Here is a 22,098-nt window from a genome sequence, read left to right as displayed (position 1 = left end):
TCCAGTAGCAAAGCTACAGCCCCACGCGTCAAGTCGGCGAAAAACGTGCCTCGCTACTTGCTCATTTGACACTTTTCAGTGGAAATGTGTCGGGGATGGGTTTGCCACAATACAACCCATACCCCGAACTCAGCGTGGGGAGAGATTAGCCTTTAAGTTCAACCAGCACGTCTGTTGCCCATTTCTGCTCAGAGTTCTGTACTAGTGCGGTCTCAACCACCCTCGCCATGTGCATTAGCTGATCCTGCGAAGCCTGATCAAAGTCAAACCACATGTCACTGTGCGAGCCGAAGCGCACCTGCCAATAGGCAACCCCTTGATCAAACCTGACCTTCAGCGCTCTGCCGTCTTCAAACTCAAGCTCCAAAGCACGATGATGGGGAATTTCGCGATTCGACGATTCCACTATCAGTTGAATTTGACATCCAATCATTGCCGATAGCCAAGTGCGCGAGAAGAACTCGAAGTCGTCCTGACTGGCCCAATCATCGAAAGCCTTACGCCCTTGCATCCGTCCTGACTTGAACAGCGTTTTCACCTGCACAACCGAATCGGCAGAAATGCGACTCTTCAAACTCTTCAGTACCGCCCCCAGGATTGTCACAACCGCAGGATTCTGAATATAACGATCGGAGTATGTCAGTCTCTTGATATTTGCAGTCGAAATCACGTCAGCGACTTGCCGTTCTTTAGCCCCAAGCAGCTCCCAGAAACGCTCGCCGAACTGCAGCAGCGACCCATTGAGCTCGTCGTGAATCGATAAATCAACGATCCCTACCTTACCGGAGGAATCACACACGGCACGGTAAAGATCCATAGTTTCCCAGCCAAGCGCTGGCTGACTTTTCGAGAGTACGACAAGCTCATCACTTTGATGCCAACTATGGCCTGGAACAGTTGCTACAAGGCTCCGTGAGGCCAACGTAATGACCTCGCCACCGATTCGTGCCTGGGCAACAAAATGCTCACCTGGCTTGCTAGTCACATTCCCGACATTGACGCCTAGGTTCGATAAGCGCTGGAGATCCTGTACTAACACCCCATCAGTGATATCTGATGGCACGAGCAGATCAACTGTTAGCTCATCAGCCAGGACATAGGTCTGAATCGCTTTACGGAACTGCGGAGCAACGAGATCCCATTCCCCCGTATCACCAGAGGTTAGTAGGGTGATCCTCTCGGCCCCCTCGTTGATCAAGCGGCGGAGTACGCTCTCGATGCTGCCGGGGGCATATTGGCCATCATCCAAGGAGAGTTTATTTTCGGCGCTTAGCCCTACGTAACGGATGAAGTCAGCCCCCAACCAATCAAGTGCAGCCTTGCGATCCAACTTGTCGTGGTCATGTCGCGTCTGGGAGTCCAGCAGGCACTCACTACAGCCAGTTTCGCAATGCCCGCACTGGAGCCTCTCCACCATTCTGCGTAGCAGCCGCTCGACATGCAATGGAGCACTAGTAGCAAAGCCAGCACCACCGCTGATGACATCGAAAAGCTGAAGGATACGAATGGACTGCCCGTTAGGCAGTTTGCTTGGACGAGTGGCATAACCCAACTCGGAGGCAGAGACTCCCAGCAGCTCCGCCAGTGCGCTACGTAAAGCTACAGCGAGAGTCGTGGCAATTGCCCCCCCCTGCACCGAGTCAGCGATAAATTCCCCACGCACTGGATGATGCAAGGTGAGCTCAAACACATCAGTGGTAGCCACCGTACCAAGGCTCACATTGGGAAGGATGCTCCCACTCCCCTGACATGGGAGTCGCTTGTTGTTCTGGTCTTTATCCTCTTTGGTCGGGCGCGGTGGATAGTGGTCCCCGGACGGTGACAATTCTCGCGGAAAAGTACTATCCGCCTGCATGGACTCAGCTCGACCGCAACTCATGCACAAGGCAAAGCCCGTTCCGTGCTCACCAGAGCTGTGATGGAAGACCTTCCCATCAGTGCCATAGGTCATTGCTCCAACCGCCGGGTTTGGCAGAGGAGTCTTGTTGGCATTCACAAAGACCCAAGCGGTTTCAACTGGGATGAATTTCTGATGCTGGATGTCATTGGATGCCGATACATAAGCATCAGTGACAAAGCCAGAGGGCTGCAGGACCGTACGAATGTTCTGAGGTTTAATCAGCGCTTGGCAGTCGACATTACTGCAAGTCAGCTCGTCGGCCCTCACCAGTGCCTCCTCATAGTCCACCGCGCCACACACGTCACAACGCCACGCGATATCCAATTTCTGCGCTTCTTTGCTGTCAGCATTGAGGTTGTGCCAGTGGAGTGAAACGCCGGCAGATCTGAACACCCGACCATCCAGAACTATTTCAGCGCCAGGCGCGTACTCACGAATGGCAATCGAGAGGTTGCGTGAAGGAAGCCCCTTGTAACGGGAAACGTTATCCTCACGGTCCTGCTTCAGAGCGCTGCCGGCATTACGCTCACGAACGTAATCCTCAATCGTGAAGTTATCGAAGTTAACCACATCGGTAGGGAACCCGTAGCCGGGAAGGAAAGTGCGCGCCGCTAGGTCCCGCAACAGATACTCATTGCAGTGGCGAGTCTTTTCTACTTGAAGGCGTTTCAGATAAGGGCTGTTGGTTTTCGCCTGCCTCTCCTCAGAAAGCAGAAAGCGATAACTATTCAACCAGCGACTCTGCAATGGCTTGATCGCATCGACTGCGCGGCGACGCAGCTGGACCCCATCCACACCGGCCAGAGCAGTACCCCGCACCAAGTCCTTCAGCGCATCATCCAGATCTGTAACGACCTTCCCCAATTGCTCAATAAATCGATCGCACTGCGAGTCTCCATGCTCATCGTCATAGAACCACTGGGTATTCAGACTTGTTTTCTCAGTCTGAGTGGGCCCCACAAAATTGCAGAGAAAGTCAGCTAACAGAAACGAGTTGACGTGGCGCTGTACGAGTCGCTCGGAATTCAGCGCTACAACCGGCGCAGGGATCTTAGTCTCGAACGGCCAACCCGGATTGGCAAAAACCTGTTGATCATGCGGGTTGTTTTTACAAAGAGTGTATGCAAGCGCCCGGGATTCCTTGCTTCGTCCCGCCCGCCCTGCGCGCTGCAGATAGTTGGCCGGATGCGGCGGTACATTGTTCATGACCACCGCAGAAATGCCACCGATATCGACGCCCATCTCCATTGTAGTAGAGCAGTTCAGAACGTTGATCTGGCCATTTTTGAACATCTCTTCATAGGAGCCGAGGCGTTCGGAGGACTGCTGGGCAGAGTGCTCAGCGGCACGGTAATAGTAGCCACCCTCCACTGCCCGATCATTGACATCCGTCCACAGGTTCCGCTCTCGTAGATCGCTGATCAGAGGATCTTTCGCCACTAGGTCTCTTATTCGCGCCAACCCAGGCGTGTAGTCATCCTGGGAACGATCGAACTCCCAGAGGTCTGGCAGCTCAACCAGCTCAGCCTGATACCCTTTACGCTGTTCTTCGGTCAGCATAGAGAAGTCCAGATGAGTCGGCAGGTAGGGGGTAAAGCCTTTGAAGGTGGTATCCAGCAGCTTGTTGGTCACTGGGCAGATATAAGCCCGATCAACCAACGAGAACCGCATGTGCTCTCTGGGCAAAGCGTATCGGTTTTCGTCAGATTTAAGCGCTGCGCCCGGCCCAGTCAACTGCTTCCAGACAGTACGCAACCATTCGTTTACCAGATCAACGTCGGCCTTGCTGGCCGGGTTTAGGCCAGCGCCAAGCAACAACAGCTTGATTAGTCGCTGGGAATGGTTACCGTTGCGGATCTGAGGCCAGCGTTTGACCCGGATCTCATCCGGCTCTTTCGACTCAGGATTGCGCAGACTCTTGGCAGAGAATCGGGTGCCGATCCAACTCAGCCAGCCCTCATCAGCCTGGATATAGCTGTTCTCCCGAACATGAAAGTCCAGCGCCACCTTCAGGTAGTCACGCCAATCATCGAGCGTTAGGCCCTTCTGCTCCCAGTACGCCGGTACCTGCTGAACCTTATCCAGGCCAACGTACTCGACCTTCACCAGCCCCTGGGTTTCCAAGCTGTTCTGTCGTTTTGGACGGCGCATAAACTCACGGAATAGCAACATCTCCGCCAGTTTGAAGGGGCCGTCATTGTCCGTGAATATCTCAGGCTTCTGGTACTTGTTGTAAAGTAGCATGGAGCCTTTCAAGTCAGCCTTCTGCTTGAGCTCGTTGGCGAGCTCCGGCCAGGCTAGATAACTCAACGCCGGCCTGACTATCGAGCCAGTGGCTGACGCTAGCATTGCCGTTAGCCGTGCGACTTTGTCCTCCGCGGCTCTAGCCTCTTCCTTGATACCCAGACTGCGGTACAGTTCCACGTCTTTTTTTGCCTGGACGATCAATGGCTGCAATGCCGATGGATCAATGCTGCCAGCATCCACCGGTGAAGTAGTCTGGCTCCGCTGATACCAGCTCAAAATCTCCACAACAAGTCCGCGCAGCCTCCCGCGTTCCGACTCCTGCTGCATGCGAACAGACATACGCGCCGTGCCCTGACGACTGTCCGTAAAAGTAATCAGCCTACGCCCTCTGCCTGGGAGAGACTGTGGACCATAATCCGGCTTCTGATCTTCGTCCTGATAGTCCTGGCAGTACTCAAGGACTGTCGGCACGGCATTGGCCACATAGAATGGCCCACCGAGCATCGCTCTGCGGAATGGAAAGCCCCCATGAAACCCGCTAAATCCACAGCTGCTGCGGCTGCACGCAGCATCAAAATCTCGTACCCCAAGCCGAACCCGCTCAGCAGAAACAGCTACCGATGAACCGGAGAGCTTATCGATATCTAAGGGTATGTAGGTGCTGCCCACATTCTCGAGGGCACATAGCACCAACGGTGTCTTAACCAACGGCCCACCACCGGCAGGAGCACCCGCCGAGTCATCTTCAACGGGTGTTTCAGCCTGTAGGGAAAACTCATCTCCCCCTGAGCTCTCCCACTGGATCAGCTTGCCACCCTTATCCCGCGCCAGCAGGTGCGGCTCATTACAATCATTGCAGAACGCCAGCTCGAATACCGGGCTGCCACAGCTACAGGTTTGTCTTTGGTTGGCGTAGACATAGCCAAAGGGCCAGTTCTGATGCAGAGCCGTCCCTGACTTTGCTGAGCAGCTCTTGTCAAAGCAGGCCCAAAGGCCGTGCGTAGTGCGCTGGAAGAAGTGCGCACGTAACTTCAGGAATGCAGGCTCGCTGGCCGAAGGACGCGTGCCTGAACATACATCCAACCAGCGCAGCATCTCACCCTGCGATAGCAACCATCCCCCCTCCCGATGCATATGACTAACCATCGCGGTCAGCTTCAATGGCTTGGGGCTGCTCACCAGCAAATCCCTTAGTACGCGGGCTTGCGGAGAATGGACCAGAGTGTCGTACCGCTCAGGGTGAACCTCTGGATCGTTCGCGTTGAGCTCCGGCATCGACTCGAGCACATCCAGAGTCACTGGCGTTTCTTGACACGGTGCAAGAGTTGGAATGACCCGGTTCCCACCCCAAACATCAATCTGATCGACCGGCACCCCCGTCAGATCCGAGAGAAACTGCTTTAACTGTCCTGCAGCGTCCTCACCAGCAATGGTCGCCGAGGTCGCAACGAAGCGAACATCCTTTGGCGTAACACCGAATGCGGTCATCACCCTACGCAGCTGCAATGCCAGTTCAGCCGCCTGCGAGCCCACGTATGTGTGAGCCTCGTCCAGAACGATCCAACGCAGCGACTTCTGCTCCCTGGAAATTCTTACGATGGGCTCATCTACCTGACGCACCATCATGTATTCGAGCATCGTCCCGTTGGTAACCAGAATAGGCGCCGGTTGCGTGCGCATCAGCTCACGCGACAAAATTTCGTTGGGCTTTTGGCTCTGCTCGCTACGCACCTTGGCATGCAGCTCTGGTGTATTGCCATTGTAAAGGCAATAGCGGATGCCATTTCCAAAACTCTGGGTCCAGGCATTCAAGCGCTCACGTTGCGAGTTGATGAGGGCGTTGAGTGGATACAAAAACAGTGCCCGGACACCGACCAGCGGGTTTCGGCCTGCTTCACGGTACTCGCGATAAAGATCCTCCAGCACCGGTACCATAAAGCATTCGGTTTTGCCCGAACCGGTACCACTGGTCACGACTACTGAATGCTTCTTATTAAGCAATGAGCGCCAGCTGGCCAACTGGTGGGTGAAAGGTCTCCAACCTGCCCCAAAGCGATAACGTCCATTCGCCTTGCCGTCGAGCGAAGCAACGATCTCCTTGCTCAGCAAGCGCTCATCACTCGCCAGTTGCGCCATCGTCAGTGTGCACTCCTCCCAGCCGAAGGTCTGCTCGAACAGCGGTGGAGCCAGGAATGCCCCCTCTTTGCCACACTCCGCACGCATCAGACTACCAAGATGCTCGCGCAAGCCTGGGTCAGTGATGCTCAAGATGCTCAAAGTGGACTCGGTGCTACGGGAGAGCGCCTGCTCTACTAACCCAGAGAAATACTTATCCATTTACCGACTCGGCCCTGTGCTTTTCCATGACGCTGTTCAACAAGCAGTACTGGAAGATTGAATTGAACCATTTCGAATCGAAATCGCGGACCTGGCGCAGGAAGAAAATCGCCTCCGCTCCGTCTGCAAACACATCGGTGAACTGAGCCTTACCGCAAGCGACTGCAGCAGCAAAAAGCGGCAGGTAGAGCACTGCATTGCGATAATCCATGTCCGACCTAAAAACGATTACCGAGTCGCTCTGGCTGCTGTACCAACGCTCCAAACGCTTGGCTCCAAATTCCGGCCACTGGGCATCGCAGCGCTCGCGAAGCAGCTCAAGATACCAGCCACGCAGGACTTCCTTGAAAACTCCGAGAGGCAGCTTGATTTCTTGGCCAACAGGCTTGCCTGAAAGGAAGCACTGCACACTTTGGCCGTAGGATGGGTAGGTTTCCCCCAAACGCGAAAACATTCGCCCCACCAGAGCCTCAACAGCCTCTTCAGAAACCCCCTTGACCTTAAGGAAAGCGGCAAATCGCTTGGCCGCCAGATGAATTTCTGCAATGGGAAGAAACTCCCAGAAAAGCGGAAACTCAGCCTCCAACCGACCAAGAAATATAGCCTCCATCTCAAACTTGAAAAGCGCCATCGCCAATGCACGGGTATTTCCCACCAGAGCCTTCCAGACCTCGAAGGTCGCCAGCGGCAGATAACCGTAGCCCTCATACAAAGCCCGCAAGAACTGCCAGCCGCTATGCATGGGGTTTATAGCCATGGCATCAAGCACACATGTGAAAGAACTGACAGGTGAAGCATGATCGAAGGTCAGCACTGCCTTTTGCAGGCTCTGAATCATTTCGTCAGAAGCTATCGGCTCCGAGCCACCTTCGAGGAAAAGCGGCCTAAAGGATACCGTTGAGCCGCCCCTGGGCAGCACCAGCCACGGACCATCCCTCTCAACGATTGGAGGCAACTCGAAGTCGCCTGTCAGTACACCTTCGCTGGTGCGTGAACGAAGTGCGATAGTGCTGCGCATAGGATCATGCAACAGCATCAACACTGGCTCAGGAATGGCACCGGCAACATCTTGTAGACTCACAGCACTCAGTAACTGGCGGCCATGGTCGAGCTGCATTTCCATCGCATATTTTCGGATGTGATAACGGCTATCCTGGCCATTCCCGAACACTCGCATCTCGACAACCTGGTCGATACCCGACTGCAGAGACAGCAGGTCAACAATCTGTTCCCGGATGTTGAAAAGGCTGACCTCCAACGGCTTGTCGGCGGCAATGTAAGACCAGCTGTAACAAGCATTCCTAGCCACGCTTCCCCTGAGAGTCAACTCGATACTGAAGCGAGTGGGCATGCCGGACCAGCCAAATAGAAACAACCTGGCACCGAGCAAGTCATCGACGCTGAAAGTGCGTTTAAGCTGCTCCCCGTTACCATCAAAGGCCAAGCAACCTGAACTAGGAAATGGTAGGTCAATCTCCACCGGATCAGCCATCAAGTTCGGGATAATAGACAGTCGGACACGGATCGGCGGGAAGGCATTGGCAGAAAGCCGAAGTTCGATGTGATCTTCGTGCCTTACCTGCTGCACTTGCAGGCTTTCATCATCAATCTGAAGCAAGCAACGCTGCTGGCAATACACGAGGATGCTGCCCGTATCTGGAGTCTCACCACTACGCAGCTCAACACGAAAATCCGTCGGTAAAATACCCACTCTACGTCGTAGCAAGGTATCGCCGTCGCGGTTACGCACTGATATATACTGGGTACCGAGCACCTCCTGCAACTTGCCTGTGCCCGGCTGCTTACCCGCAATGTAGAGTTCACCGCCCCGCTGTTGCAACTCGCCCGCTGCTGCCGGCCACTGCACACGAGGCAGGCCGACAAAGGTCAACGAGGGTTTGCTCGGCCATTCAGCCTGGACACCAGTCAATTCCGGCCCATTCACCATTCCGGTGACATGACCTGTGCGTATCCGGTAACACTCCTCCCCCTCAACCAAGACTTCCGCCTTGCCCTGCACCTTGACCGTACGCCGCGACAGCGCCGGAGGCATATCACTGAATATGGCCTCCCCACGGCTGTCAGGCGTACTCAAGTTGCAACCGTCAGGCAGTACCAGCAGTAACTCTTCACCAGCCGTATTAAATGAAGCCTGGCCGCATAGCCGCCAGCGCTCATTCACTAGCTCGAAGCCCAGCGGTACCTCTCCCAGTGCCACCGCACTGCCATCGATTGGAAGGGCAGCGATCTGCCTACCTCCAGCCATGGCCACCAGGGTCAGAGAAATACTGCAATCCCGCCGTTTGCCAACGATCTCTCGCAAGCGCAAACGAATGCGCGCAACACCGTTGTCTACCTGCGCATAGCCGGGTCCAAGGCCAGCAATTAACTGCCCATTTTCTGCAATTGCTAGCTCAAAACGAGTGGTAGATGGCTGCGTCGCCAGACGAAATACCACCTCCTCCGGTAGCGATACCTGAACCTTGAGCACATCGGCCATTGATTCATGCCAGAAATGCTGGCAAGCCCATCCCGCTGCCCTTGAGGCTCGCCTTTTACCCTCGCTGGTGGCAGTTTTTAGCAAGCCATTGAGCAGCTCGCTGCCGGTCTGGTTATCCAGCGGCAGAGGGAACAATTCACGCCACTTGGGGTTCATGGCATCCAGATGCGTGACTGGCTCATCGGCTTGCGTCAGTCCGTAATTGCGAACCAGAGCTACGAGTTCATCGGCCATTCGCGCGATCAGTTCCACCGACGTACGCGACGCAAACACCTGAGGAAGATTGGATTTATCCAGTTGCTGTTCCACCTGCTGAAGGGTATTGCCACCCTGCAGATGCCACTGGTCGTAATACTTTAATAAGCGGTCAAACAGCGTTTGGAAGCGGCTGTCACCCTCGCGCAATACCTGAAAGGGTAAGCCCCCCTCACTAAACAGAGACCCCAGAAAATCCCGGTGGCCAGCGTCGTAGAGATGAAGGGGTCGCTTCCAGTACCCCTCCAGTCCTTTGGGAATAGACTTGCTCAGCTCTACCGGAGACAGGCGGAACCCCAAAGCTTTCCAGATGGGGTCCCAGGTCCAGGCATACTCGCTGCGGTACTCACGGCGGTACCATTCCGAGCCAAAAAGCACCAAACAGGCACAGGCCGCCGGGTCCTTTAACGCAGCCTCGAAACCGTCCAATTCACGGAGCAAATGCTGCAGCTCGCTATACTCCTCAAGGCTGCAGTGGTAAGCGTAAAGTCCGCGCTGATCTGGGGTCGAAAGACCTCGACGCTGGAGAAAACGCCCCAGCCACGCCGAGCACTTGATTACGGAGTACGGCATGAACACGCTCCCTGTTAGAACTACCTTCCAAATCTAAATCAATACACACATCAGATCAGCAGAACCCAATCCCCCTCGCCACACCCCGTCCACAGAGAACTGATCATTCGCTCGACCGCCGCCCGCTCAACGTACTGGGGATTCCCGACCCGGTAGCGGTCTTGAAAATAGCTCAGCCCGCTGAGGGTCAGTCTGAAGCCCTCGGGGACACGCTCGATTCGGCCTGCATCCAAGTGTTTCTGAAAATTCCCTAGGAATCGCTTCAATGGAAACGATTTGCCTCGATCCATTTCCGTGACCTCAAGAATCGCCGCGATGTAGGCCCACAGTTGACGGCCTCTAGGGGTTGTCGCCAGTTTGTAGAGCTGAGTCGAGCTATCCACCATGAATCCTTTCACTCCACCGCACAGCTATCAGCTAAGCCAGACTTGGTCAGGCATGGCACTTTGCCTGATCGTACCAAATTGGCTGCTGCTTCCAAACGCACATCCTGATCATCAAAAAAGATGTGCGGGTTGCGGCAGCATCAGACGTGGTTGACCGCGTCCCCCTTAACAACCGTGCATACAAGTTTCCCGGCACACTGCTCTATCATTTTCTTTTTTGCCCTGTAGTGAGCAACACCCAAGCAGTCAGCTCCTCCAGCCTGTCTCAATTCCCGCTCTCCGCAGTCTTCGGCACCTCCACCTCTTCCACCTCATTCACTGCGTCTGCATTCGCGTTGATAGCGCGGATGCGCTGCGCCAGGTCGGCAATCTGCGGTGCTTGGAAGAGCGCCAACAGACCCGCAGCAAACGGCGGCTGGGTGAGGCGTTCGGGGGCAAGCAGGCCGTTCTGGGTGAAGTAGTCGATTAGCAGATTGACGAACTGGATCTGCGCGCTGTTCATCTGCCGCTCGTCCAAATACCCGGCAAAGGCCGCCTTGGCCTCACCGCGCTCTAGACCGACCAGCTCACGGATAAACACTCCCAGCGGCTTGTCCGGGTGAATGTTCTTCTCGTAGGTCGCGCGGTCCGGCAGGCCGCTGGCGACGAACAGCAGGTCCTCCAGCACTGCCAGGTCACGGACGGTAACAGGGCGATTGCGCTTGATGCGCTGGATGGTCAACTGGTCTTCGTTGGCTTTAATGAAGGCCTCGACCTTCTTGCGGTACTGCAGTAGAGCGCCGCCGCTGGCGATGATGCTGACCACATCCTTCTCGGTCGCCTCGCCCTCTTCGTCCGCGAAGTGGGTGTAGACAACCTTGCGCCCCTCGCGATCGACGAACTGCAACAGCAAACGCAGCCTCAGGCGCAGATCGTCGAGCATCGGGATAGTCACGTCCTGCCACCACTCGTCGCTCTGCACTTGCTGGATGAAGTGCAGTTGCACCTTGACGTCAGGCACGCTGGCTTTGGCTTCCAGCTGGAGGGCCAGCTCCAGCACCTGCAGGCGCAGGTTCTCCGGGGTCACGCCTTCCTCCAACCGCGCCAGTTGCAGTCGCAGGACCAGGTGGTCGAAGCGCAGCGCCAGCTCGTTACCCGCCTCGGCGGCGCTGAACGGCTCGGCCTCGCTGGGCAACGGGCCAATCTGATCAATCAGTTCACCGAGCTGCAGGGTATCCAGAGTGTTCCAGGCCTCGCGCTGTAGGTAGCGCTCCACCATCTGGCGACGTGGGCGAACCATGAAGTTGTCGAGGTTCATCCCCGCAACACAGTGATGCAGCAGGTCGAGAGTGTAGTGCCGGTAACTCTGCTCCGCGGCATCCTCGGCAGCCGTCAGCGCCGTGGCCAATTGCAGGCGCTTGGCGAAGATCTGCTGCGACAGCGGCTTGGCCAAGCTCTCCGCCGCACCCTCGGGGGTTGCCTCGAAGAATTCAAAGTTCTGGCAGTAGTCGAACACCCTGAAGTCGGTCTTGTCCTCGCCGGGAGCAAACAGGTCCTTGCACAGTCGCGTGCCGCGCCCGAGCATTTGTAGGAACTTGACCCGAGACTGCACCACCTTGAAAAACACCAGGTTGACCACCTCCGGCACGTCGATGCCGGTATCCAGCATGTCCACCGATACCGCGATGGTCAGCGGCACGTTCGGATCGGTCGGCGCCCGTTCGCCCTTGAACTCGTCAATCAGGGTGTCGGCATACTTCTCCTTGTAGGTGATCACCCGGGCGAAATGGCCCTTGTAGTGCTTGTAATGATGATCGAAGCGCTCGACGATCAGCTGGGCATGAGCGTTGTTGGCGGCAAAGACGATGGTCTTGCCCAACCGGTCGCCGCCGGCCACCTTAATGCCGTGCGCCAACAGCGTCTGCAGCATCTTGTCGACGGTATCGGTATTGAAGAGGAACTGGTTGACCTCCGAGGGCAGCACCTCCTCGCGATCGGCCAGCTCCTCCTTACTCTCCCACTCCTCGCGCTCCTCCGCGGGCAGCTCGGCGTACCTCACCCCCTGGCGCATGAACTTGAGCGGTACGCTGTAGCCGCGCGGCGGCACCAACACGCCATCGGCGAAGGCCTCGTGTGCCTCATAGGCGAAGGTCGGCACGCCGTTCTGAATGTCGAAGACCTGGTAGGTGTTCTTGTCGATCTCGCTCTTGGGCGTAGCGGTAAGGCCGACCACCAGCGCATCGAAGTAGTCGAACAAGTAGCCGTATTTCTGGTAGATCGAGCGGTGAGCCTCGTCGACGATCACCAGATCGAAATGACCGACGCCGCATAGGCGCCGGTCGGCCGGGGCATCGAGAAGGTTCATCATGGTCGGATAGGTCGCCAGCGCTACCCGGCTCCTCAACGCGCGACTACCGCCGGAGAGAATTTCCGCGCTGGCCTTGGGCAACAGCCTAGAAAACTCCTTTTTGGCCTGATTGATCAGCGCGTTGCGGTCGGCGAGGAACAGCACGTTCTTCACCCAGCCGGCGCGCATCAGCACGTCCACCAGAGCGGTCACTGTACGTGTCTTGCCGGTGCCGGTGGCCATAACCAGGAGACTCTTGCGCTGCTTGTGTTGCTCGAACTGCTCGCACACTGAGCGAATCGCCTGCACCTGATAGGGACGGCCCTGGCCGGCGATGGCGCTGTCGATGGATATATCAGCCAGCGGGCTGGCAAGAACGCGACGGTCAAGCATGCGCTGCAGCTCGTCCCGCGTGCAGTACCCCTGCACCATACGCGGCGGATACCCGGCATCGTCCCAGAACCACAGCTGATAGCCATTGGTGTAGTAGATTAGCGGACGCTGGCCATGCATCTGCTGCAGGCAATCGGCGTACAGTTTTGCTTGCTGGCGGCCCTGCCGCGGTTCGACGGTGGTGCGCTTGACTTCCACCACCGCCAGCGGCTTGCCATCGGCGCCCCACAGCACGTAGTCAACGTAGCCCAGCCCGCTGGGGTTGGGCATACCGATGACTTCGTACTCGGCCACCTGGGCGCCATCCGGCTGCCAGCCGGCTTCGCGCAGCCACTGGTCGATCAGGTACTTGCGGGTCTGCGCCTCGGACCAGTCGTGGCTATCCGGCAACTGCTGGTGCTGGGCCTTGTGGCTGGCCACCTGCGCCTGCAAGCGAGCCAGCTCGGCGCGCAGCTCGGCGTTCTGCCGCTCCCGCTCGGCCAGCGCCGCAGCGGCCTTCTCGTCGCGCTCCTGCAACTGGCTTTCGAGCGCCTTGAGCTGCTTTACGCTCTGCTGCACCAGTTGCGCGTCGATTGCCACCGTCTGCGGGATCTGCGCCGCGTCGAACAGCTGGTTCTGCGGCGGCTGGGCGCTATAGCTGCGATAGAACCAGTAGAAAATGTGGTGCAGCTCTCTAAGCACCTGGGCGGCATCGGTGGCGGACACCTTACGCTCGCTGTGCACCGCGGCGTTACCGACCTTCTGCACCAGTCTGAACTTGCCGAACAGCGGCGGCGGAAGCATGTTCTTGAAGCAGGGCTGGTGGATCAGGGTGTTCAAGCTGTGGTCGTAGCCGGGCTGGTCCATGGCCGGGTCATAGCGGTAGACCCAGCTCACTGCCCGCTCCATGGCGTAGCGCGCATAGAAGCAGGCAGCGCGCGGGTCGGCATGCACCAAGCTTTCAGCCTTACCGGCGGGCTCCTGGAGCTCCGGCCATTCGGCCATGAAGAGAAAGTTGCTCATCCGTGACTCCTTGGAAAGCGGGGCTATAGGCGGATCATGCCAGTTTCGGCGTCAGTTCGCCTTTGAAGGCGCGTTGCATCAGGGACTGGAACCCCTGCTCCAGCTCCACCTGTTGTCGGCGTGCCATCTGGCGCTGAGCCTCGATCTTCTGCAGAGCCACGACGAACTGCTTTTGCCGGCCGAGCGACTCTTTGGGCGTCGGTAAGGCCTTGAGCTGCGACATATTGATCGAGGCAAGGTTGGTGGTCTTCTTCGCGCAGCCGAGAAAGTAGGTCTTAACCATCGGCGTGCGCAGGTAGCACTCGAAGAATCGCGGCTCGTAGGCGTCGGAAAGGCGTACGCGGAAAATATGGTTCTGGTGAATACACTCGGTGATTTCGCCCGACCACATGGCGCCGCGCCCCAACTTGTCGAAGTCGCCACCCTCAGTCATTAGAATGTCACCAGCCTTTAGCCGATATTTCTCGATGTCGCGCTCGGTGGCCTCGATTTCCTTGATTTCAGACAGGTCGAGAAAGCCGTCTTGCACGTTGGCGACCCGCAGATAGGGCAAGGAGCGAACGGCACCAGTCAACTTGCTGCCCTTGGCCACACCGGATACCACATCGGCAACCTCTGCCAAGGGAACAAAGCTTTTGGCGGCCTGTTGCCGGTAGTCGCCGAACATATCCCGAAACAGTGCTTGCGCCAGCCGATCAAGCTCCGCCTCAATCTGCTGCGCCTGCCGGCGCAGGCGGTCGGCCTGCTTCAGTGTTTTTGCTATATGGCACTGCACACCAAGGGGCGGCAGAGGAATTTTTGAAGTTTTTACAATACGGTCCGTTACAGCCGGGTAGTTTGCCCCAGTAGCTCGACGAGTCATTTCATCTACAAACGCTGGCGTCTGAACCCAGAAAAACAAGTACTCTGGATTGAGGTTTCCGTTACAGCGCAGTATGCAATATCCAGTCGAAGCGGTTGCACCATCCAAATCATTCCCAATTAGCGCCACGCCGTTGAGGTTAGGGCGTACGGTAGAAACGAGGACATCCCCTGCTTTAACCAATTGCCTTGCGCGACTGGGGGCTGCACGAAATTCAATCTCTACAACACTGGCAGTATCTATAGTTTTTTTACTTTTATCCAACGCGCTGAGATCAATATAGCGAAAAAAGCCATTCTCACTTGATCGCTCAGGAGCCCAGCAATCAACCTCAACCACGCAATTGCCAATTGGAGTGGAGTTACTCACAACATCCCCTCCAACGCCTCGATACCCTTATCCATAGCCTGCTGCAGCGCCTTGATCCGCGCCAGAATCGCCTGCGGCGCCTCGTACTGCACTTCCTCGTAAATCACCTGCTTGTAGCGGTTGATCGACAAGTCGTAGCCGTTGCCGACGATTTCCGCCTTGGGCACGAGGAACGACTGTTCGCTGCGCGCGCGCGCCTTCTCACCGTCGCGGTCAAACCAGCGGTCGAGGATGTCCGGCAGGTTGCATTGCTTTTGGGCCTCGAACGGAACATCCGCCTCACCCAGCAGGCGCCGGCTGAGCGCCTCCTGCTGCGCCTCAGAGAGCAACGCGCTGCGCTTGTCGTCCAGGCTCCAGCCGTCCGCCTGCATGTCGTAGAACCATACGTCGTCGGTACCACCGTTGCCGGTCCTGGTGAACAACAGGATGGCGGTGGACACCCCGGCGTAGGGCTTGAAAACCCCGGACGGCATGGAGATCACCGCCTCCAGTCTGTGCTGCTCAACCAGGGTCTGGCGGATCGCCTGGTGCGACTTGGTGGAGCCGAACAGCACGCCGTCCGGCACGATCACCGCGGCGCGGCCGCCGGTCTTGAGCAGACGCAAGATCAGCGCCAGGAACAGCAACTCGCTCTTTTCCGAGGGGCCTTTCTTCTCGGCGGCCTCATCGCCGCTGTCAGTACTCTTGCGCCGCGCTTGCGCCTTCTTCGGCGACTTGCCTAGCACAGAGAGCAGGTCGGGCGACAGCTCGTCGTAAGCCACCGAACCTTTGAACGGCGGGTTAGCGAGGATCAGCGAGTAGGCTTCATGGATATTCTCAGCACCGTGGTCGCTCAGGCTGTCGCGGTAAGCCACGGTGGGGTTGTTGACCCCGTGCAGCAGCAGGTTCATGGCACCGATGCGCAGCATGTGCTGGTCGAAATCGAAGCCGGTGAACATGCGGTTGTGGAAGTGTCTGTCGTTATCGTGGCGCAGCACCGGGTCGCCGTAACGGGCGCGCACGTATTCCTCCGCAGCCATCAGGAAGCCGCAGGTGCCGGCGGCTGGATCGCAGATGGTGTCGCTCTTTTCGCCATCCAGCACCGGCGCGGTCATCGCCACCATGAGACGGATGATGTGCCGCGGGGTGCGGAACTGGCCGTTGGTACCAGCACTGCTCAGCTTGGAGAGCATGTACTCGTAGAGATCGCCATTGGTGTCGCGGTCGCGCAGGTCGAGCTGATCGATCAGCTGCACCACCTGATCCAGCACTGAGGCCTTGGGGATCATGAAGATGGCGTCCTTCATGTGCTGAGCGAAGGTGCTATCTGCGTCGTGCAGATTCTTGATGAAGGGGAAAACCTCATCGCGCACCCGCTCGTACATTTTCTGCGGGTCGATGTTCTTGAGCTTGTGCCAGCGCAGCGCCTCCTGCTCCGACGCGAACACCGGGTTGCTGAGCGGCATGCCGATGGCGTTGGCGACCTGTTTGCGCTGGGTATGGATATCGTCGAGGCGACGGATGAACAGCAGGTAAGTGAACTGCTCGATGACCGAAATGGGGTTGCTGATGCCGCCGGTCCAGAAGGCTTCCCAGATTTTGTCGACCTGATTGCGGAGCTTGCCTGTAAGCATGGTGTCCTTCGAATTCAATTAGTTGCGCGGATATCTGGGGAAATAGGTAACTGTAACTGATTTGCTCGTCTTCCGGCCAAGTACTACATATGCGTGCACGTTCGAGAGGTAGCTCTTTAAGCGCAGCACTCGCGACTGTCGACTCTCATCGCAGTCGCAGGGACACGGAGGCTAGTACTCGGAGCTGGGAATGTCGGTACTGCCCACGAACATGCCCCAGAGCCCCTTACACAGGCACCGTGCTTCAACAGACTCCAAGCGCATGCTGATCATCCTTGACCAGAACCACATCCAACCGCTCCGCCCCCTGCCCAGCTCGCCAAGTCACCACCACCTCCCAAAAACTCGACAGATGCAGGGCAGTTGGCCATCATCCACGCCTACCGGTTATCCCCTCGCGAGCGGCCATACCACATCTTCCGCTCGCCTCTGCATTGGACGCATCCCTTGTGAACATTATGAATGTAATGCCCCAGCTCTCACTCTCCCCGTCAGGACCTGTGAACGAGATCGGCGAAGTGGTGCATTTCCGCCAGGGTGATCTCGACGGGGCTTGCGGCCCTTACAGTTTGATGATGGCGCTGTTAGCCAATGGCATCGTCACTCGCTTTGAAGCTAGTTACATGGGCCTGCACGACGGCCGTACCCGCTTGGGGAAATTTCACAATCGACTGATCGAGTTCGGCGGACTGATAAACAACGGTACCGATGAGTACGATTTGGACTGGTTGCTGGAATGCTTCCGCAACCAGCTCAGCCTGAAGAAATTCAACGGCACTACCCGCTCCCTTGTCACTGATGTGGTCGCGGCGGTAAGCGCTGGATACTCAACGATCGTTGGAGTCGACTGGCCAGGCGGAGAGGGCCATTGGCTGTTGGTGGTCGGCTATCAGGGGCAGCTGATCGACGAGCCAGAGGGCCGTGACAAAACCAATGTGACTCATCTTCTGTGCCTGGACCCTCTGTTAGAAGCCCCCCGGGTGTCACTGTGGAATGCTGTTCTGGAGGTCCAGACGGCCGAGGGAACCGTAGTAAACGCCGGGCGTTTCCCGTCTAACCACTGGGGCGGCCGGGAACCTACGAAGTGCCGAATAACCAATGGCCTGGCTATCGGTAAACGATAAGCGCTGATCCAACTTTCAAATTTTCGATACCCGCAGACGACACCGCGCCCTCGTCTTTCAGCAGGGTCTCTGCAACAGCGGCGTCTTACCGGTATGACGCGCGTCGTCCCTGTCCATGCATAACGCAAGGCAGGGTTGGCGAAACACGGAATCAATGTCGAAGGGATCTGAGTACCATGGCGGACTATTTCACCCGTGACCATTTCGAGCAGTTAAGCAAGTGGGCAAAACACAAACGTGACGAGTCCAACTCCGAGCAGAACCAAGCTTACGAAGATCTAACAAAGGCCTATGCCGTTACACAGGCATGGGCGGACAAGCTCAAGGCCGAACTTTTTCCTGTTGGCCGTGTTGAAATTCGCAAGCGCCCCACCAACCAGGGTAATCATTTCTCTGGCTACACCTGGGCGAAAATCTACCCCTCTCCGGAAGCACCGAAGGAATTGGCCTTTACCGTAGGTACCGATGCCGACGACGGCTTTGTGGTCAAGATCGATACCGTCGGGCTGGACGATTCCAGTAATCCGCGCCAAGCCTATTTAGCGCTGCGCGGGGACTATCACAACGCCCCCTTTGTAACCACATTGCCCGCAAGCGAAGGTATGGAGTTAACGCTGGACCAGCTGACCGCATGGAGCGCCGAAGCAATCCGCAACTTCAAGGTACGCTATGAAGAGGTCGTAGCCAAAATGGGCCTGGGTAAATCACTCGGCGACGAAGATCTGCTTCAACACTTCGACAGCAAGCCTGCATTCCAGAATTTCCGTGCGTCATGGTCGCCAGAGGAAAAAGCGCGTTTCTGCCGGCTGGCGCGGGCTGTCCATATGGCAGGCTTGGATTGGTGGCACTCGAGCAAAGGTATCCAACTGCGATTTGGCCGCAAGAACCCCGGTAGCGAGCGTGCGGTCGGTGTACTTGGAATAGTGCGTGGTATGCGAGTGCGTAAGCTCTCGTGGAAACGTGAGGTGGCCGCGCTCCCCATCCTCGACCGTGCACCGCTCACAGACGAACTGCTCGGGAAGATAGAGGCGTCCCTGGTCGACAAGCATGATTTGCCCGAAGACTGGCTATTGCATGAAGCCGAGCGGCCGGGTCTTTGGCCAGATCAATTACGGGACGATCCTGTTGAAAACAGCGATGAACCTGACGAAGAAGACTCTGATGAGCCTGATGCAGTGAGGCTTCCACTCAATCGTATCTACTACGGCCCTCCTGGCACGGGCAAGACCTACGAATTGTCCAAGCTGCTGAAACGGGAATATGAGCAGGCCACGGCCTCCGTTTCCAAGGAGGCATGGCAGAATCAGTTTGTGAGCGGAAGAATTGCGCGCCTTACCTGGTGGGAGGCAGCGGCGGCAACGCTGTACCAGCTGGGTGGGAGAGCACGTGTCGACGCACTGCTTGAACACCCGTTCATGAAATCGTTGGCCGCCGCCAAAAGTACGAACAAGAACATAAGAAACACTGTTTGGAGCGTGCTTCAATACCATGCAGTCGAGCCCTCCGAAACCATCAAGATGAGCAAGCGAATGGCACCGGCTGTCTTCGACAAACTAGCGGACTCGTCTTGGATATTAACGGGAGACTGGGCGGACGCAGCGGCCGACTTGAAGCAGTTAGTAGACGAATACAATGCCGGCCCCCCTTCAGCGGACTATATCAAGCGCTACAGTTTCGTAACCTTCCATCAATCGTACGGTTACGAAGAGTTCGTGGAGGGACTTCGGCCTGTTCTCGAAGGCGATGCAGAGGCCGGCGAAATTCAATACGAAATCCGCGCAGGCGTCTTCAAGGACTTGTGCCGAAAAGCGCGCATGGCGCCAGACCAACAGTTTGCGATGGTGATCGACGAGATAAACCGGGGAAACATCAGCAAGATCTTCGGCGAGCTGATCACCTTGATCGAACCCGATAAGCGCGAAGGCGCAGAGAACGCCGTCTCGGTAACGTTGCCGTATTCCGGAGAGAGTTTTTCTATACCTGCCAACGTCGACATTATTGCCACCATGAACACGGCAGACCGGTCCCTCGCGCTGCTGGACACTGCCCTGCGTCGCCGATTCGAGTTTGTACCGTTAATGCCGAATGCGGGCGACGAGCCGGGGGCACCACTTGCGAGCCTTCGGGTCAGCTTGGGGGAGCATGTCGTCGATGTGCCTCGTATGCTTGCTGCCATAAACCAGCGCATCGAAGTGCTGTACGACCGCGATCATTGCATCGGCCATGCGTACTTCACCGCACTTGCCCAGGTGCCCGATGGAGAGTTGCGCTTCGTAGCCCTGCAAAAAGTGTTCAGCATGCGGATTCTGCCCCTGCTTGAAGAATACTTCTTCGAAGACTGGCAAAAGATCCGCCTTGTCCTGGCGGACAATCAGAAACCCCACGCTGCAAGCTTCATCGTTGAGGGGGATGATCCGGAAGACGATCTGGCTCGCTTGTTCGGAAGTGATCATGGCATGGACAGCTACTCCACGAAGCGCCACTACTCACTGCATAAGGCTGCACTCTACAACCCGGATGCTTACATCGGCATCTACAACACCTTGTCGACCTGAAAGGCGCAGGCACGTGAGCGGAATATCGATCTATGAATTTGACGTGTTGATCCCTTCGACGCCGGCAGCCCCGCCGTCCGAGGAATTACACACTATCCCGGCCGTGGTGTACGAATGGCTTGAGCGCCAGTGCCTGCTCGCCTCCAATGACAACAGGCCAGCCTGGCTGCGCCTGACCCAACAGCGTGGCCACCGCGCCGTTCAAGTCACGAGTTTCGTTGGCGTGATACGTGCGCCAGACGGTTACCAGATCGAGGTATTGCCAAAGATCGGAAAAGTAATAGGTGCAGGTGCATTGAAGGCACGTCAGCTTTTGATTGAGATGCTCTGTTGCCTTCAAACATTTCGCCACCTACGGATGGACCCGGCCAAACTCGCGGCGGCCAGCATGCCTTTGCTGGAAATATTTATCGGCGAATTCCTAAGCGCAGTCGGACATGTCGTCAAACGAGGGCTGCGCAGCCATTACACCACTGAGCAATGCAACCTCTTTGCCCTTCGCGGCAAGCTGGTAATGGCCTCCCATCTGCAGCAAAACCTTTATAGGGCGGACCGATTCTTTACAGAACACGATGAGTTCTCGATTGACCGCCCGGAAAACCGTTTGCTGCATACCGCATTGCAATGTGCGCTGAAATTGACGACGTCTCAAGCACACCAGCAGCTGGCCCGGGAGCTGCAGTTCGTCTTCGCCGAGGTCTCCATTTCAATTCAGCCCAATCTGGAATTCCAGCGGGTACGCCTTGATCGGGGTATGGGTTACTACGAAGAAGCACTTGCTTGGTCGAAGCTGATCTTGGATCAGCAGTCCCCTGTAACCGGTCACGGAGGTAACACGGCTCCTTCCCTGCTATTCCCGATGGAGGCAGTATTCGAAGCGTTTGTCGCCAAGCACCTTGCGAAGCAACTGACGAGACCGCATCATTTGAAAAGCCAAGCGCGCAGCCATCACCTGGTTCGCCATCGAGAGCAGAATTGGTTTTGCCTAAAGCCAGACCTGTTGATCAAGAATACCCAGACAGCTCTGCTTGTGCTCGACACAAAGTGGAAACTGCTGGATGGCCAGAAGGCCAATGGGGCAAAAAAATACGGCCTCGCGCAAAGTGACTTCTATCAATTGCAGGCTTATGGGCAAAGCTACCTAAATGGGGTTGGAGATGTGGTGCTGATCTATCCCCGGACTGAGGCATTTGAGCAGCCACTGCCAGTTTTCGAGTTTCCCAGGACAAAGGGGCTGCGATTATGGGTACTGCCGTTTTGCTTGACGTCACGTCAGCTACTAATCCCAGACAATGCACTGTTCAAAACGGTGTTCAAGGATGCCTGTGAACACCTTATCAGCAGCATTGGCAATGATCAGCATCAACCCGCTTGAACGAGGCGCAGAAGGCGATCATCGAAGCCGACTTTGGCATGCTGAACGGGCAGCTTGTGGTACCAAGCCGCAAGGCCTTGATGAGATACCTGCTGCAGCACTACCACATCGCCCCTCGCAACCAGCTCCGAAGCCCAGCAGATCGTGGTCAAAATCCTCAAGGAACTGCGCCCTCAACTGATGATCGACTGGTCCAATCAGGCCCAAGGCGCACCGGGCGTGCCGAAATTTTTATAGATTCGATGCCGATTCGTTTATGGCGCGTAGCTCAAATAGCACCG

Annotated in this window: 8 protein-coding genes and 1 pseudogene; 4 read left to right on the top strand and 5 right to left on the bottom strand. The window is 56.7% G+C overall.

Annotated elements, in window-relative coordinates:
* Positions 1 to 145: 145 nt before the first annotated feature.
* The 5 genes from ACK2SD_RS04150 to ACK2SD_RS04130 form a co-directional block, all read right to left on the bottom strand.
* Complete coding sequence (locus tag ACK2SD_RS04150; RefSeq protein ID WP_412461427.1) at positions 146 to 6,484, bottom strand: DEAD/DEAH box helicase; 6,339 nt, start codon at positions 6,482 to 6,484, stop codon at positions 146 to 148.
* A complete protein-coding gene (locus tag ACK2SD_RS04145; RefSeq protein ID WP_412461426.1) occupies positions 6,477 to 9,812 on the bottom strand; it encodes an STY4851/ECs_5259 family protein in 3,336 nt (1,111 codons plus the stop codon). Before ACK2SD_RS04145 ends, ACK2SD_RS04150 begins: the two co-directional genes overlap by 8 nt.
* 651 nt (positions 9,813 to 10,463) lie before the next feature.
* Entirely contained in the window at positions 10,464 to 13,919 is a 3,456-nt protein-coding gene (locus tag ACK2SD_RS04140) for a DEAD/DEAH box helicase family protein (protein ID WP_412461425.1), read from the bottom strand.
* 34 nt (positions 13,920 to 13,953) lie between these two features.
* Positions 13,954 to 15,150, bottom strand: coding sequence for a restriction endonuclease subunit S (locus ACK2SD_RS04135; protein ID WP_412461424.1), 1,197 nt, complete (start codon positions 15,148 to 15,150; stop codon positions 13,954 to 13,956).
* Positions 15,147 to 16,763 carry a type I restriction-modification system subunit M gene (locus tag ACK2SD_RS04130; RefSeq protein WP_412461423.1) on the bottom strand — a complete coding sequence of 539 codons (1,617 nt, stop codon included), beginning with the start codon at positions 16,761 to 16,763 and terminating at the stop codon, positions 15,147 to 15,149. The genes ACK2SD_RS04135 and ACK2SD_RS04130 overlap by 4 nt, the downstream gene beginning before the upstream one ends.
* A gap of 500 nt (positions 16,764 to 17,263) precedes the next feature.
* Here ACK2SD_RS04130 and ACK2SD_RS04125 point away from each other — a divergent pair, with 500 nt between their 5' ends.
* From ACK2SD_RS04125 to ACK2SD_RS04110, 4 genes and pseudogenes are all read left to right on the top strand, one after another.
* Positions 17,264 to 17,887, top strand: a complete 624-nt coding sequence (locus tag ACK2SD_RS04125) for a hypothetical protein (RefSeq protein WP_412461422.1) — start codon at positions 17,264 to 17,266, stop codon at positions 17,885 to 17,887.
* Positions 17,888 to 18,063: 176 nt separating this feature from the next.
* Positions 18,064 to 20,442, top strand: a complete 2,379-nt coding sequence (locus ACK2SD_RS04120; RefSeq protein WP_412461421.1) for an McrB family protein — start codon at positions 18,064 to 18,066, stop codon at positions 20,440 to 20,442.
* Between the two features lie 13 nt (positions 20,443 to 20,455).
* Positions 20,456 to 21,817 (top strand): McrC family protein, encoded by a 1,362-nt coding sequence (locus ACK2SD_RS04115; RefSeq protein WP_412461420.1) that lies wholly within the window; start codon positions 20,456 to 20,458, stop codon positions 21,815 to 21,817.
* Positions 21,811 to 22,054, top strand: a pseudogene (locus ACK2SD_RS04110) (hypothetical protein); the annotation flags it as partial. The gene ACK2SD_RS04115 and the pseudogene ACK2SD_RS04110, both read left to right, overlap by 7 nt.
* Between the last annotated feature and the right edge of the window lie 44 nt (positions 22,055 to 22,098).

The organism is Pseudomonas sp. SC11, assembly GCF_047039205.1.
Classification (GTDB): domain Bacteria; phylum Pseudomonadota; class Gammaproteobacteria; order Pseudomonadales; family Pseudomonadaceae; genus Aquipseudomonas; species Aquipseudomonas boreofloridensis.
This window is presented reverse-complemented; position numbering and strand designations above follow the sequence as displayed.

What these genes read in the sequence shown, in the direction of transcription:
- ACK2SD_RS04150 (WP_412461427.1), bottom strand. Translation starts at nt 6,484, where the DNA reads ATGGATAAGTATTTCTCTGGGTTAGTAGAGCAGGCGCTCTCCCGTAGC.
- ACK2SD_RS04145 (WP_412461426.1), bottom strand. Translation starts at nt 9,812, where the DNA reads ATGCCGTACTCCGTAATCAAGTGCTCGGCGTGGCTGGGGCGTTTTCTC.
- ACK2SD_RS04140 (WP_412461425.1), bottom strand. Translation starts at nt 13,919, where the DNA reads ATGAGCAACTTTCTCTTCATGGCCGAATGGCCGGAGCTCCAGGAGCCC.
- ACK2SD_RS04130 (WP_412461423.1), bottom strand. Translation starts at nt 16,763, where the DNA reads ATGCTTACAGGCAAGCTCCGCAATCAGGTCGACAAAATCTGGGAAGCC.
- ACK2SD_RS04120 (WP_412461421.1), top strand. Translation starts at nt 18,064, where the DNA reads ATGGCGGACTATTTCACCCGTGACCATTTCGAGCAGTTAAGCAAGTGG.